Origin of the sequence: Cellvibrio sp. pealriver, from assembly GCF_001183545.1 — a bacterium.
In the GTDB taxonomy this organism is placed as follows: Bacteria; Pseudomonadota; Gammaproteobacteria; order Pseudomonadales; family Cellvibrionaceae; genus Cellvibrio.
In genome coordinates, this window is the sequence record NZ_KQ236688.1 from 867588 (window position 1) to 882375 (window position 14788).

Consider the following 14788-nt stretch of genomic DNA (forward strand, 5'->3'; position numbering starts at 1 on the left):
CGATGAACGCAGGTTCATGGCATAAATCTTCACAAATGCACTATTTCGAATAGCGAATACTTACCTTAGTGTGTTGGCTCTGCTCAGTTGACACATAATTTTATGAAAAATTTATATTTTTATGCGGGAGCTCCCCTGATCCTGTATGGAGTAGACTTAGGCAAGAGGTAAGGTATAGCTAGAGCGTAAGATGCTTATGCATTTTATTATTGGTAAGCCCCATTTTACTGCAGGGATAAAACGATCACGTTAATATTTTCACCTGTGTAGATGCTCTACCATGTATTTGTTTTTCAGGAAAGTTGTAATGCTAATGTTTGATATTCCCCTTGATGCCATTCTTTTTATTTTGCTTCCGATATTATCAGCACAACTGATACTAGTGGTGCTGATCTATTTTTCATTGGTGAGTCGGCGAGTTTTATCGGGTTATGGATTTCATGTTTGTTATCTCGTTTGTTATGTTATTTATCTGTTGGGCAAAGCGCTGCAAAATTTTTCTGAGACCGATTCACAATTAGGGATTTTATTTTTTCGCGTATTGGTGTTATTTGCGTTGGGCATACCTTCAATGATGATTGCCACGGCATCACAAACTGGAACGCCTGTAACCAGGCGCTGCCAAGTGCTGCTGTATTCGTGGGGTTTGCTCGCGAGCGGTGGTTACATTGTCATAATGGATGCGACTACGGGGCAGCTGTTCGTGACTGATGGGTTTACTGCGCTGCTACCGTTTACTCCGAGTGTTAAGCTCGCTGAATGGAGTTTAACGTTTTACATCCTGCTCGCACTTATCGCACCCTGTTGCTATTTGCTCTACCAGCAGCTCCAAGGGCGGCGCAGCCCCGTAGCCCTCAGTTTTTTGGCGGGTAGTATTAGCTTCGGGCTGTTTCATGGTGCGACTACTTTGTTTCAGCAAGCCTATTGGTTGCTTTACCTTGGTGCTATAGTGACCACTTGCTGTTGGTGCTGGGCAGTGTATCAAGATATTCGCTACACCAAAGGGCGAGCCGAGTTATTGCAAGAGGAGCTGCAGTTATTAATTGGTTCGGGAAAAAGTGCTTCAAAGCAAGATATCGATATCTTATTGGGGCAGTTGGAGGCCAGCACTCGCGGCAATCTTGCGCTTTATAAACTTAAAGTACGCGAAACTATCGATCGTCTAACGGGCTTAGGGATTGAGGCCGGTGGCAATCTCGATCATCTTTTGGCGCGCAATCTAGAGCGCAACCAAGCGCTTGAAAATAGCGGTGATTTAGTCGCAGTGCGTGCGATTGTTGCGGATGAAGCCCTAGCGTTTTCCAAACTGATTACTCAGTTGCCCAAAGAGCAGGAACATTCAGTTGCTGCACGCGCGCAAGCCTTTATCATTCAACATTATCGCGATGAAATTGATGTGGCGCGTATCGCGCAAGAATTCAATGTTAGTCCGTCTTATCTTACGCGGGTGTTCAAAAAAAATACGGGGCAAACCTTGAATCAGTATTTAGTCAGCACTCGCATTAATCAAGCAAAAAAATTACTTCTACTCCAGTCCGTCACGGCTACTGCCTTTGATGTCGGTTTTAACAGTGCAAATTATTTCAGCACTGTGTTCAAAAAGGAAACCGGGCAAGCACCGGTTGATTTTCAAAAAAAACATCAGTCAACTCAAGCAAATCAATTTGGTGCATAGAATTTTTCCCTAATCAATTAATTAATTCTTATTAATCAATTGATTAAGTATTTGTTCAGGATTTTGAAGGATGTGGTGCAGGATTTTGAAGGCCGAGTTTTGAACTAATGATTAAGCTATTAATAATGATTAGTCCTTTGTTGCGAGCCAAATACCATGCATAAAAATCAGCGCAATTCTATTCACAACTACCTCTCTTACCTTTGCTTAGCATTACTCATCTGTAGTGCTTGGGTCTGTTATGGCGCCGAACCGGCAAAACCCAATATCATTTTTATTCTTTCTGACGATGCCGGTTATGCCGATTTTGGCTTTCAGGGCAGCACCGAAATTCCCACTCCAAATTTGGATCAATTAGCGCAAGAGGGAGTGGTATTTAAACAGGCCTATGTCAGTGCCTCGGTTTGCGGTCCCTCGCGCGCTGGATTACTCACCGGTAAATATCCGCAACGTTTTGGTTTTGAAGAAAACAATGTGCCGGGTTATATGAGCAGCTCAGGCGCCACTGGCGATGATATGGGTATGCGTTTGGATCAGCTCACTATGGCTAACTATTTGGCTGAACGGGGTTACCGCACCAGTCTTATAGGTAAGTGGCATCAAGGCAATGAGGATAAATTTCATCCGCTCAAGCGGGGATTCGATGAATTTTTTGGTTTTCGCGGCGGAGCGCGCAGTTATTTTCCCTTTACTCAAACACACCCCAGTTCGCGCCTGGAAGATTTTTTAGAGCGCAATTTTAATAGTTACGGTGAAAGCCCACTCTACCTGACTGATGCGCTAGCGAATGAGGCTATCGAGTTTATTAAGCGCAATAAACACCAACCTTTTTTTACTTTTCTATCGCTGTCTGCACCTCATTATCCGATGGAGGCAGAGAAGAGCGATCTCGACCAATTTCCTCATCTTACCGGGGAGCGAAAAATCTATGCTGCCATGATGTTAAATATGGATAGAGCTATAGGGCGAGTATTGCAAACACTGCAACAGGAAGGCTTAAGTGAGAACACGCTGGTGATATTTACCAACGATAACGGCGGGCCTAGCGATCACAATAGCTCGATCAATCTTCCCTTAAGTGGCACCAAGGCCAATCTGCTAGAAGGCGGTATTCGGGTGCCAATGATTATGCGCTGGCCGGGTGTAACTAAGCCCGGTAGTAGTTATGACCCTATGGTTTCCACTCTGGATTTATTACCCACTTTTTATGCCGCCACCGGAGGCGATGTGCGTCAGGCTAAAGGTTTGGACGGTGTAGACCTTAAACCCTTTTTACAAGGGAAAAATATTCAGTCGCCACACAAAAATTTATTTTGGCGTGAGGGGCCGATAGCAGCTTTGAGGCAGGGCGATTGGAAGTTACTGCGCTTTCCGGATCGCCAAGCGGAGCTATACAACATCGCCAAAGATCCGTCCGAGTTAACCAATCTGGCCCTAGAAAATCCAACCAAAGTAAACGAGCTTTATCGTCAGTTGTTTGCATGGGAATTAACGCTGGATCGCCCGGCGTGGCAACTAAAACCCGAATTTCTAGGCACTGTAATTAAACGTATGGATGATTACTGGCATAAACCAGAATAACAACATTAATGTAAAACCCGTGATAAGCAGGAGTATTAAAATGATGAAACTAAGCCAGCGGTTTATGCAAGCCGCATTTATGATGGTGATTAGTTGTAGCGCATTGGGTGCGGATAAACGCCCAAATATTGTAGTGATATTGGCTGATGATTTGGGCTATAACGATGTTGGATTTACCAATGGCCAAACAGAAATAAAAACACCGCGTCTTGATGCACTTGCCAATGAGGGTGTGGTTTTTGAAAACGGCTACGTCACTCATCCCTATTGCGGGCCGTCCCGTGCGGGTCTAATCACTGGGCGATATCAAGCGCGCTTTGGTATGGAAAATAATGTGAGTTATTCCCCCGACGACAAACACATGGGGTTACCACTAACAGAAAAAACCTTTCCAGCTCGCTTGCAAGAAGTCGGTTATAAAACGGCGGTGTTTGGTAAATGGCATTTAGGTGGCGCGCCACACTTTCAACCTAATGAGCGCGGTTTTGATTATTTTTATGGGTTTTTGGATGGCGGTCATAATTATATGCCCGGAGAGGTTCATTTGGGGGCTGGCGGCTATCTGCTACCCATTATGCGCAACAAAGGTGTTGCTGAATTTGACGAATACTTAACCACAGCCTTAAGCCGCGATGCAGCGCGTTATATTGAACGCACCAGCAAAGAACAGGCGCCATTTTTTATTTATATGAGTTACAACGCGCCTCACGCACCGCTCCAGGCGCCACAAAATTATCTTGATAAATACGCGCATATTAAAGACGAAAAACGCCGCACCTATGCCGCTATGGTGGATGCGATGGATGAAGGTATTGGTATGCTGATCGACGCTTTGGATAAAAGCGGTGAGCTGGACAATACGCTCATTTTTTTCTTGAGCGATAACGGTGGGCTTTATCCTTACTCATGGTGGCCTGACTATACCTGGGCCGATAACAGCCCTTTCCGTTTCGGTAAGGTAGCGCTTACTGAAGGCGGAGTGCATGTACCTTTTATTGCTCACTGGCCCAAAAAAATCACCAAAGGTAAACGTTTAAACGGATTGGTTTCCGCCTTGGATATTGCCGCCACTTCTTTAGCTCTGGCGGGCGCTAATACTAAAGACGCCAAACTTGATGGTGTAGATCTCACTGCTTACGTTACCGGTAAAAGTAAACAATCGCCGCACAAAGCTTTATTTTGGCGTATGGAAGAAGCCGATAATTTATGGGCAGTGCGCACGCAAACAGAAAAATATTTAAACCAGCCACTGCCAAATTTAGGTCTCGCTTTTTTTGATATGGTTAAAGATCCGAGTGAGCAGCACAATATTCTCGGCAAAAGACCGAAGCAAGAAAAAAAGCTAGCTAAACTTTGGAATGATTGGAATAAAAATAATCAACGCAATGTGCTTTTGCAAAGCGAGGCTTACGAAAAAAGACGAAATAGTTTTTATGAGGCGCTCTACCAAGAAAACCTGAAGGATGCGCAAAAACCGCAGTGGTACATTAAATAAAGATCAATATGGCCGCTCTGTATTGCTACATTGAGCGGCCATATTGTATTGGTGGTGCAGAAGTTTATTGCAATTGATCTAACGTCAATTCACAGTTGCTATCTGCCAGCGCGGTTTTGTTGATCCGCATTTTGGCTTTGATTATTTTTGTACCCATTACATAAGCTTTGGCATTGTTGACCGCATCTACAGCTAGCATTTCATCGCCTGCAAAATACCAAGTGGAAAATTTTTGTTCAGTGGTGTTTTCGTGTCGAATTATGACTTGGTCATAACCGGTTGAAAGCCCCACCATCTGTAATTTTACATCGTACTGATCTGACCAAAACCAGGGTAGGGCATTGTAATCTTGCCCTTTGTCGCAAATAGCTAAGGCCGCAATTTTGGCTTGATCGACCGCGTTTTGTACCGACTCCAAACGTATGTAGCGTTGATAGTGCGGGTTAAAGTGATAGGTGCAGTCGCCAATGGCATAGATGTTTTCATCGCTGGTGCGCGCCTGTGCGTTGACACAAATACCATTTTCTATGGTTAAACCCGCTTGTTCAGCGAGAGTTTTATTTACTCGCACCCCGACACCCACAATAATAATATCGGCTGGATATTCCGCGCCGTCAGTGGTGATTACATTATTAACACCCGCGTCAGTGGTAATGGCGCTGACATTTTTATCGGTAATAATGTTTACACCATGAGACTCGTGCAATTGTAAAAAGAATGCCGACATTTCCGGTGCAGTGACACGGGCGAGAATACGATTTTCGCGCTCTAGTACCAAGACGGATGCGCCCATTTTTTTTAACGAGGCCGCCGTTTCCAAGCCTATATAGCCACCGCCAATAATCACAACACGTTTGTTTGAGCTGTTGTGAATTGCGGTCTTGATAGCAATGCTATCTTCCAGATTACGCATAAAAAACAGATTGTGCGCATCAGTCAAGCCACTAATCGCCGGCACTATAGGGCTTGCGCCGGTCGCGAGAATTAATTTGTCGTAATAGAGTTCATCGCCACTACGGATAGAGACTTTTTTTGCCTTGGCATCCAGCTGGGTGACTCTAACACCCAGCAATAATTCGATGTCATCTTGCGTGTAACTGGCTTCTGGTTTGAGCGCCAGTTTTTCGATTGGATCATCGCTGGTGATATAAGCTTTTGACAGTGGTGGGCGGTGATAGGGAAGCCTAGGGTCGCTATCGATTAGGATGATTTTCCCTGCCCAGCCCTCTTTGCGCAGTGCAAAGGCAGCGTTAACACCAGCGTGACTGGCGCCGACGATAATACAAGTTGGTGTTGTAAGCGGATGCTTAGTCATAGCCTTTAACCCACAAATAATTGTTGATGATCGTTTGAATGTTGTTGCTTGGATTAGCCAACAACTTCGAGTACCAAGCCATCTACCTGAGGGGTGATTTCAATTTGGCAACACAAACGGCTGAACTCACTTGCATTGTCGTCCAGCTCCAACATGTCTTTCTCAATGTCACTGGCAGCGGCTAATTTACTGGCATGCTCGGCTGAAACATAAACATGGCAAGTTGCACAGGAGCAGACGCCACCACAGTCGCCACCAATACCTGGAACTCCATTGTTAACCGCCAGTTCCATTGCGCTGCCGGAAGTTGCTTCCAACGTGATGCTGTCTTTATTAGGGGTAATAAACGTAATTTTTGCCATTTTGTTGTCTCGCGTAATAATGTTGGATTCAATAATTGTTCAAATCAGAAATTATTTTGATAATTTAAGATGTAACTTGTGGTAGCCTACCTTGCGCTGAAATTCTCCCCAATTTTCAATATTTTCTTGTGCATCGCCCAAGGTAATTTTATCGACTTGTTGGCACAGCTCATCCAATAGAATTTGCATGATTACCCGTGCGTGTGTTGCCCCAAGGCAATTATGATGACTAAAACCAAAACCAACATGTGGATTTAATTTTCGATCCAACACTACCTCGTTAGGGTTTTCAAAGACTGATGCGTCTCGGTTGGCGGAGGCCCAACAGAGTGAAATTCGGGTATCGTTTTTGACTCCATGGCCACAAACTTCATTGTCTTTAGTCGCAACTCTTCCCATATGGGTGAGGGGAGAGAAATAACGTATGAGTTCTTCAATCGCCCGGTTATGAATTTCAGGTTCTTTGCGTAAACGCGTCAGGGATTCGGGGTTTTCACCCAAATAAGCGAGAGTATTGGTGACCATATTGATTACTGTGTCGCGGCCGCCAGCAAAGGTGAGCACAATGATGCCTTTAATTTCATCGTGAGTTAATTTTCTGCCTTGCACTTCAGAGGCTAATAACACTGAAAAAATATCGTCGCCGGGCGATTTTTCTGCCTCGGCGATTTTTTTATCAATATAGTTATAAAGTACCTGGGCTTTGCTGCCATCTAATGGATTATCTTCACTGCGAAATACGTGGGTTCCCCAGCTTATAAATACCTCCGCTTCTGCATAGGGAATATTGAGCAGTAGGGTTAAGGCGCGAGATTGTAGCGGCAGCGCAAAATCGTAAATGGCTTCAATGGAATTCTTTTGCAGCGACTCCTGTATCAATGCTGAAATTTGTTGGCGCAAAGCTTGGCGATAAGTTTCTTCAAGTGGCCGTTTAAACCAAGGCTCTAAAAAAGCACGGTAATCGCCGTGCAGGGGTGGGTCTACTTCAAAGGGAACCTGGCGAATATCGCGAATATTGACTTCGGACGGCACCACAATTCTGCCGGGTGTGGCGGCAGAGCTAAAGGTTTTCCAGTCGTGCGCACATTTGCGTAAATCTTTATGGCGCAGCACCATCATCACCGGGTCATTTTGATCATCAACAAAACCAACACCTTGCTCAGTGCGAGCTTGCTCAAATGGGTCGGGAATACCAGTGTGATTAAACGGGCACTTGCTCATAGTGGGCGTCTCCAAGCGATCATTGATGACTTTTATGATAGAGCGGAGGTCTTGTGACTAATACACAGATAAGGTGAAAAAATATCAGAAATTTGACATCAGCTTGATTGGGCTGTTTGAGTTAATGCCAGTTGTTTATGCCCGCTTTTAAAAAATGACACTTTCATAACTAGTTAAAAGTGTCATTAGTTTGTTTAGATTATTTATTTTATTATTTATTGGTTTCTAAAACAGAAATAGAAGCTTTGGCTTAACATTTTTTAGGGGCTTTAAGCAGTTTTCTGAAAAAATTAGCAAGCCTATTTCTATAGGCTTCATCAATATGTGAAAAAGAAAAACTAACTTTTGATTTTCCAAGTTCTAATCCAATCATAGCGAGTCGTACGCTCTTCTTTGCTGCCCGCTTTAACTAAGCCGCCATCTGATGGGACTGGATTCCAATCGTATGTCTCTATTGCCATTTGATAAAATGCAGGAACATTCCAATCCACTGATGGGGTGATTGAATATTTATATTCTCCATCAAGGTAAAAGCGTATTTCTGTTGGTGATTTCCACCAGGCGGCATAGGTGAAATAACGAGAGTGATTTTTTTCTGTTAATGAGCTTTGCCCTTGAATTTGTACTTGAGTAGGGTTGTAGGCATTGGTGCGATGAATTGCGTTTGAATGGAATATTTTATCCCACCCATTTACCCAGTTGGCTGCAGAAGGGGAAACTTTACCAACGCACTCTTGAATATCAAGCTCAAGTTTTTTCTCGGAGGTTTTATCTGTCTCTTTGGTCATTAGCCAGAAAGTCGATGACATTTCGGTTGCATTGGCTTTCATACGAGCTTCGTAATACCAACCGACTTGACCGGGGTTGAGAGATCGAATAATCGCTCCTTTATATAAAAATGTTTTTCCATTTTTAATAATAGGTTGATTGAGTTCGCTCACCTCAACATTCAATGATCCTTGGCTAAGGGTTATGTTATCGGTAGTGAATAAACCTGGCGCTCTACCATCCCATACCCAACCATTTCCCTTGGGTTCAGCTTGCCATTTTGTACTATCCAATGTGGTGTCATTGAACTCGTCAGACATGTTTTCAACTAGCTCCCAATTTAATGAAGCTAATTCTGAAGAGGTGCCAGATTTAATGTGAGGAAATGATGGCTTACTTGATGCGGCAACATTGTTCGAAAGAAACTCGTTAAAAAATGCTTTTGTGTCTCTTAGTGTTAGAAACCCAAAGATCCATGCATTTTCAGCGCAGTCTGAAAAGTCAAATCCTCCCGCTTTGATTGCTGGGTTTTCATATCCACTTGAACTGTTATTCAGGTTTGCGATTCGTTGGGCTTCTATCCAGAGTTGGCCAACATTAATATTGGCTTTTACCTTCGCCCAGTCACTGGCATCATTTGTTTTGAATCCTGGAGTACCATTTCCAACCGAATTCCCATCAGCAATTTTGTTGTATTGCGCGGCATTTTTCACATAGGTTAAATCGGCGGGTGTTGTCATTTCCTCGTTCCAGTTGCTGTGTTGTACAACATGAAAACGCGTTTTCAAATTAATGCCGGGGTTAGCCTGCTGAATGGCTCTAAGCACATCGGCGGTAAAATCCGATTGCCCGGCTTCTTGTACCCAAATATCGCCACCGGCATTTAAGGTTGCTAGTGCTTTTTGCGTGACGTTATTAACGGCAGTGTTCCAATTGGTAGAAGCGTTAGACCAATTACTTCCAAACGCCAAGTTAAAAAGTTGGGGGGCATCTATATAGCGGCCACCTTGAGTGCCTATAGTTCCGGCTACTGCATGGTATTTCACATTCTTAAAGCGTGAGTCACGCAACATGGTGGCAAGGGCAGCAACTGCGTGCACATCATCTAGATCAGGTTTTTGATCGAAGTGTGCGAGTAATAGGTCCTTGGTTGTATTAAATTTTCCGAGAATGACATTATCAACTGGTGGATTGTTGGTGTCTGGTTCTACTTTTTTAATGTCGATCCAATTGATGTTGAATTCGCCTGTGAGCATATTTAAACGCAGCATTTGTTTGCCTGCGGACAGATTTTTTTTTGCCGAGCTGATTGTTTGCCAGTTTTGCCATCCACCAGTGTTTGGAATGGTCAGCGTACTACCAAATAGAGCTCCATCAATATCGATACTGAGTGTGCCGGAAGCGTTGGGCGCTGCAATGCGGAGTTGAAGCTGGTATTCGCCTCCACTAGTGATATTAATGGGGTATTCCAGCCATTCGCCACTACTAATCCAGCCGACGTTTAGGCCTCCGCCGGTATCGCTTGTCGTTTGAATATCGACATTGCCGGATTGTCCTTGCCCGCCTTGATTGCCGGGTGTTGTATCAAACGCTGTTAAAAAATCTTCTGCCTGAATTTTGGCTGGGACATTGATATAGCTAATGGTGGGTTGGCCAAAACTGTCGCAGCGCAGTGTGCCGCACATGCAAATACTAAGGCTGGATTTGCTGTTGGCACAATCTGTGGCGGAACTGCCGTAGGTATTTTTACACTCACTTGTAGTGTTGCACTGATCCTGTGCCAATAATGTACTTGAAAACAATAATGCCGAAATAGAAAAACAAAATTTTATTTTATTCATGTTTATCTCCTTTTAACTAAATATGATAGTAGATGGGTGTGTTTGAATAGGTGTAGCGGAGCCCGCTAACAGATTAAGTTTATGCTTATGATGGAATTATTTTGTGTTGCTGTTCGCAATGATTGGATTGAAAAAATACGAGGATTTATAATTGTTTTATTTGTGATCTGCTTGGTAAAAGCTCCAGATGAACTGGAGCTTTTTTACTTGAATGTGAGGCGAAAAAGTAGCGGTAAAAGGCGATGCTATTGAGCTGATTTGCTGAGGTGGCGCATGAATAGGTCGCGATTAAGAATGGCCCCTTTGTGTTGAATCACCAGTGCAGATATTTTTGCTGCAAAGCGAATAGAATTTTCCGGATTTAGCCCGCGTGCTCGCGCCGCGAGATAGCTTCCATTAAACGAATCGCCTGCTGCTGTTGTATCTATAACCTGAGTGATCGGCTCTATCGCGATTTCCAAATGTTCTAGGCCTGACTGATAAATAATAGGGGCAGGGCCATCTTTAATAATAATTTCATCAATATCATAAGCACTTAAAAATTGGCTGACCGCGATTGCGGAGTCTAGCTGATAAAGATTGGTGAAATCTTCCAAACTTGGTAAAACCAAATTGCTTGCATGAAATGCGAATTCGTATTGCTCTTTACAATCCTCGATAGACGACCATAATTTTGCGCGATAATTAGGGTCAAAAATGACTTGCGTGCCCTGTTGTTTTAATCGGTGAATAAAATCCCAAAAAAGGGTGCGACTGTTCTTATCTAGAATAGCCAGAGAAATACCCGAAAAAAACACTTGATCGGGAGCAGGGAAAGCGGTTGAAGATTGCGCGTGATGCAGATGCATAACGTGTTTTGCGGCTGAGTCATTTCGCCAATACTGAAAGCTGCGCTCGCCACTGGGGGTATTGTTGATCACATAAAGCCCCAAGGTTTTATCCGGGTGCTTATAGATCAGAGAGGTATCTATATCCTCTTGTTGCAAGTTAGATATTAGTTCAGCGCTAATGGTATCCACCCCGACCGCGCTCATAAACGAAACTTGTATTGCTTCAGGTGCGCAACGTTTTAAATAAACCGCCAAACTGTGCACATCTCCGGCAAATGATTGCTGCCATAACTCTGGGCTAGCGGGGCTTAGTTCCAGCATACTTTCGCCAATAATCACAATTCTTTTCATCGCCTATTCGCTTATTTGGGGCAGGATTGAGGACTGCCTTCTATTCTATAGACTTGGAAATAGTTTGTAAAATGTTAACAAAACTGGCGTGGGTTGTTTTAGATAATCCGGGTGTTCGGGCGATGCTTACCCGTTTAGTGAACTATGATCTAATCTTATGTATAAGATATGTTGCCGGTTAATAGAGTATTCAGCGGGAGGAGAGTCGTGTGCTTACATCTGCGCCACATAGTAGGAATTCTATTCCTGTCCGGAGTGGGAGCCTCTTGCAGCTGCTCGGGTACGCAGGTCGTTAATTATCGTATTCCCACCACGCCTATAGATCAATACGAAAACTATACGATTGAACTACTGACCTTGGTTCTTGAAAAAACTCGGGCTAGCCATGGTGACTATGAGCTTCAGCCTTTGCCTAAGGGGGTTAATCGGCTTAGAGCGAAACAAGCGATTGCAAGTAGTGAATATCCAAATTTGGTTATTGAAGATAGTTATGATGGAGTCGAGCGCGCTGCTATTACTTTCATTGAGTTTCCCGTCGATTTAGGGGTTTTGAGTTATAGGGTATGTTTTGTCAATCCGGGTGTAGCCCAAGCAGTAGCAGCGACTAAGGCTTCTGAAGAGCTCAAACAGTATCGTATTTTGCAGGGCATTGAGTGGGCTGATACAAAAATTTTGCATGCCAACGGTTTTAAAACGCTAGAGGTGCCTGCTTACAAAAGCTCATTCCGTATGGTTGCCTCTGGTCGGGCAGATTTATTTTGTTTGGGAGCTAGCCAGATTATGAATGAATATCTGCATAACAATTCAGGTCTGCATCTGACTATTGATGACAGTTTTTATTTTTATTATAAGTTGCCACGATTTTTTTTCCTTAGCGCGCAGAATAAGATATTAAAGGCGAGGATTGAACAGGGGTTGCTGGCTGCTCATAAGGATAAAAGTTTGCAAGCATTGTGGGATAAAAAGTTCCTGACCAGTTTGAAGTTTATACAGCTGAGCAAGCGAAGAATGTTTTTGCTCAATAATCCATTAAATGCAAATTTGAATTCTGCCTACGAATACTACTTTGCGCCACTGCCAGAAATTGCCAAAACAATTGATGTTTCCGTGAAAAAATAAAAAAGCCATACTCAGGTGAGTATGGCAAACGGCACGACAAAGAATTTTTAGTGCGTGAAGTTTCGGCTGTAGTGAAATGCTCTTATTGCCGCTGAACTTATGTGGCCGCCATCATCCGCAAAGGTCACCTCAATCTGATTATTAGCTTTGAGGATTGAATAGGGCACAGGGATTTCAATTACACCAAAAAAGTTTTCCCTTCCTTTGCCTTGATGGTATTGATCATAGCCTCGATAATCTTTTGGCACAGTTACTTCGGTGCCATTAATGGTCACTTTAGGCTGCAAAGATTTTCCGTGATCCCTACCTATACCCAAGCGTAATGTAGCCTCTCCAAATGCTGCTGGAGTGATGCCACTTATCGCAAAGTTAAGGGGACTATTGGTTTTAATTGCTTGCAAATAATTTGTTGCATATGTTTTCTGTTCAACTTTAGTTTGATCGATTACTACTGCACTTTCATAGTGCATAGTAATGATCATAGTGCCGTTAGCTCCAACGCTTAGTGCACTCGGAAACTTGTCGCTAACCGTTTCGCTTAAGACTGGCACGTTTTGGCTATCCAGATGAAAGTGTTTAATCGTCGCATGGGTAAACGCAGGATTATTTAACGAATAATCATTCAACGTGAATTCTTGGGCGTTAAATTCCAAATTGTTAATAATGAGATGCACTTGCTGATTGTCGGCATATGCATTGACGACCAGATCAGGATCGCTGGAGGAAATATCAATACGTGTTCCTTTTACGTCTGACCACAGTTGATAAAACTTGATCATATCGGTGAAAACCCATTCGTCACCGGTTTCGCCGGGTGCTTCTTTGCGTTGGCGCATGAGGCGATCATTGTAGGGGATGCCATTAAGGCGACCCCATTCCGCTTTGATGGGAATAAATGGAATTGTTTTGGCGATATGTTCAGGGCGTTCTATAAAGCTCATCAATAGACCATTGAGTGCAATTAAGCGTAATCCGTCGCGCTGCGGGGTCCAGGGATCAGAAAACATTGTATGAACACTGGCGCCATATTCGGATATCACCAAGGGCTTGATCTTGCCAAATTTAATTGTGTCATATTGCTCGAGCAGATCGAGGGTTGCCTCGACGTTGCTGCCGCGACGATATTTCTCGCGATTATTGTGCGCAGGGAAGTCATAGAGATGGATGGAGTAAAAATCCATATTGGCGCCGGCCATATCAATAAAAACCTTGTCGCGGTTGAGCCACTGCTGGAAATTATTTTTGTCGTAATCGGGAAAGGCCACTGTGTAGCCGCCAATTAATACATCGCTGTTGGTTTTGCGAATTTCTGCTGCCACTGTGTTATGAAATTGAAATACTTTTTCGACTGGCACTGGTGATGCGCTGGCATCTACTAGGTCATAAAGAGGTTCATTCATGACCTCAACATAAAGCGGCTTAGGTTGGCCATATAAATCGCCTGCACCTTTATTAAAGTATTCCGCTAGATACTGCCCCATGTAGTGGCCAGTGGCGGTTCCAAAAGGTTCACTTGGGGTATCGGTTTGTGAGAGTGCCCAGCCTTTGCGGGTGAGTTTACCATCGGGCCAGAAGGGGTGTTGCTGTGCACCTATAATCATATCTGTTAAACGGTTTTCAAACTGACGAATTTTGGCGCTGTTGGCATTGTTGCTATACACCCAGCGTGCGTCGCCACCTTTGGTTTGCGCGTGACTCTCGCTGATAAAACCCGGGCGAGCGGGGTCTTGATTGAGTTCACCGAGTTGCCAGGTGATGCCGCCGGTATCGCGGCCGAAATACACATCATACCCTTCCATGACCTCGGTAATCAGATCAGGTGAGGCGTTGGGGGCCCCCAAGCTTTGGGCGTTTGAGCCAAACCAGTCGGCTTCGGTGTTGGACGAGTGAATGGTGATAAATTTGCGCCGGTCAAAACTGTCGATATCGCCAACAATATGTTTGATGTCTCTATTAAAACTGATTTTCGGCCTGCTGTCAGCTGATGCGGCAGAGCTGTTCAGTGTGCTCGATATGCTGGTGTTGCTACTTGCGACTGAACTGCTAACGGCTATGGACGATTGTATGGAGCTGACACTTGCTTTGCTTGAAGCTGGGGGGCTTGATGTTCCGCCACCGCCACCGCCACCGCCACCGCCACAGCCGCTTAAAATAAGGGTATAGGTTGCAATGCTAATTAGTTGAGTGAGTTTCATATCCACCTACAATGATTATGTTTATTTGACTAACT

General features: G+C 44.0%; 10 protein-coding genes. 4 read left to right on the top strand and 6 right to left on the bottom strand.

Annotation, left to right across the window (positions count from 1 at the left end):
* The first annotated feature begins 307 nt into the window (after positions 1–307).
* The 3 genes from VC28_RS03520 to VC28_RS03530 all read left to right on the top strand — a co-directional run bounded on the left by VC28_RS03520 (position 308) and on the right by VC28_RS03530 (position 4751).
* Positions 308–1675 carry a helix-turn-helix transcriptional regulator gene (locus VC28_RS03520; protein ID WP_049629432.1) on the top strand — a complete coding sequence of 456 codons (1368 nt, stop codon included), beginning with the start codon at positions 308–310 and terminating at the stop codon, positions 1673–1675.
* A 156-nt stretch (positions 1676–1831) separates the two neighbouring features.
* Positions 1832–3256 carry a sulfatase gene (locus tag VC28_RS03525; protein ID WP_049629433.1) on the top strand — a complete coding sequence of 475 codons (1425 nt, stop codon included), beginning with the start codon at positions 1832–1834 and terminating at the stop codon, positions 3254–3256.
* 40 nt (positions 3257–3296) lie between these two features.
* The gene (locus VC28_RS03530; protein ID WP_049629434.1) at positions 3297–4751 is read left to right on the top strand and encodes a sulfatase family protein; all 1455 of its coding nucleotides are present in this window, start codon (positions 3297–3299) and stop codon (positions 4749–4751) included.
* Positions 4752–4815: 64 nt separating this feature from the next.
* Here the strand turns inward: VC28_RS03530 and VC28_RS03535 are convergent, their stop codons facing one another.
* The 5 genes from VC28_RS03535 to VC28_RS03560 form a co-directional block, all read right to left on the bottom strand.
* Positions 4816–6066: an NAD(P)/FAD-dependent oxidoreductase gene (locus tag VC28_RS03535; RefSeq protein WP_049629435.1), complete on the bottom strand. Its 1251-nt coding sequence runs from the start codon at positions 6064–6066 to the stop codon at positions 4816–4818.
* A gap of 53 nt (positions 6067–6119) precedes the next feature.
* Entirely contained in the window at positions 6120–6428 is a 309-nt protein-coding gene (locus VC28_RS03540; RefSeq protein ID WP_049629436.1) for a 2Fe-2S iron-sulfur cluster-binding protein, read from the bottom strand.
* 51 nt (positions 6429–6479) lie between these two features.
* A complete protein-coding gene (locus VC28_RS03545) occupies positions 6480–7649 on the bottom strand; it encodes a cytochrome P450 (RefSeq protein WP_049629437.1) in 1170 nt (389 codons plus the stop codon).
* Positions 7650–7987: 338 nt separating this feature from the next.
* A complete protein-coding gene (locus tag VC28_RS19820) occupies positions 7988–10258 on the bottom strand; it encodes a carbohydrate-binding protein (RefSeq protein ID WP_082191392.1) in 2271 nt (756 codons plus the stop codon).
* Positions 10259–10503: 245 nt separating this feature from the next.
* Positions 10504–11439 carry a sugar kinase gene (locus VC28_RS03560; RefSeq protein WP_049629438.1) on the bottom strand — a complete coding sequence of 312 codons (936 nt, stop codon included), beginning with the start codon at positions 11437–11439 and terminating at the stop codon, positions 10504–10506.
* A gap of 207 nt (positions 11440–11646) precedes the next feature.
* Here VC28_RS03560 and VC28_RS03565 point away from each other — a divergent pair, with 207 nt between their 5' ends.
* A complete protein-coding gene (locus VC28_RS03565; RefSeq protein ID WP_156184276.1) occupies positions 11647–12558 on the top strand; it encodes a type 2 periplasmic-binding domain-containing protein in 912 nt (303 codons plus the stop codon).
* Positions 12559–12605: 47 nt separating this feature from the next.
* Here VC28_RS03565 and VC28_RS03570 read toward each other — a convergent pair whose 3' ends face one another.
* Positions 12606–14753, bottom strand: coding sequence for an agarase (locus VC28_RS03570; RefSeq protein WP_049629440.1), 2148 nt, complete (start codon positions 14751–14753; stop codon positions 12606–12608).
* Between the last annotated feature and the right edge of the window lie 35 nt (positions 14754–14788).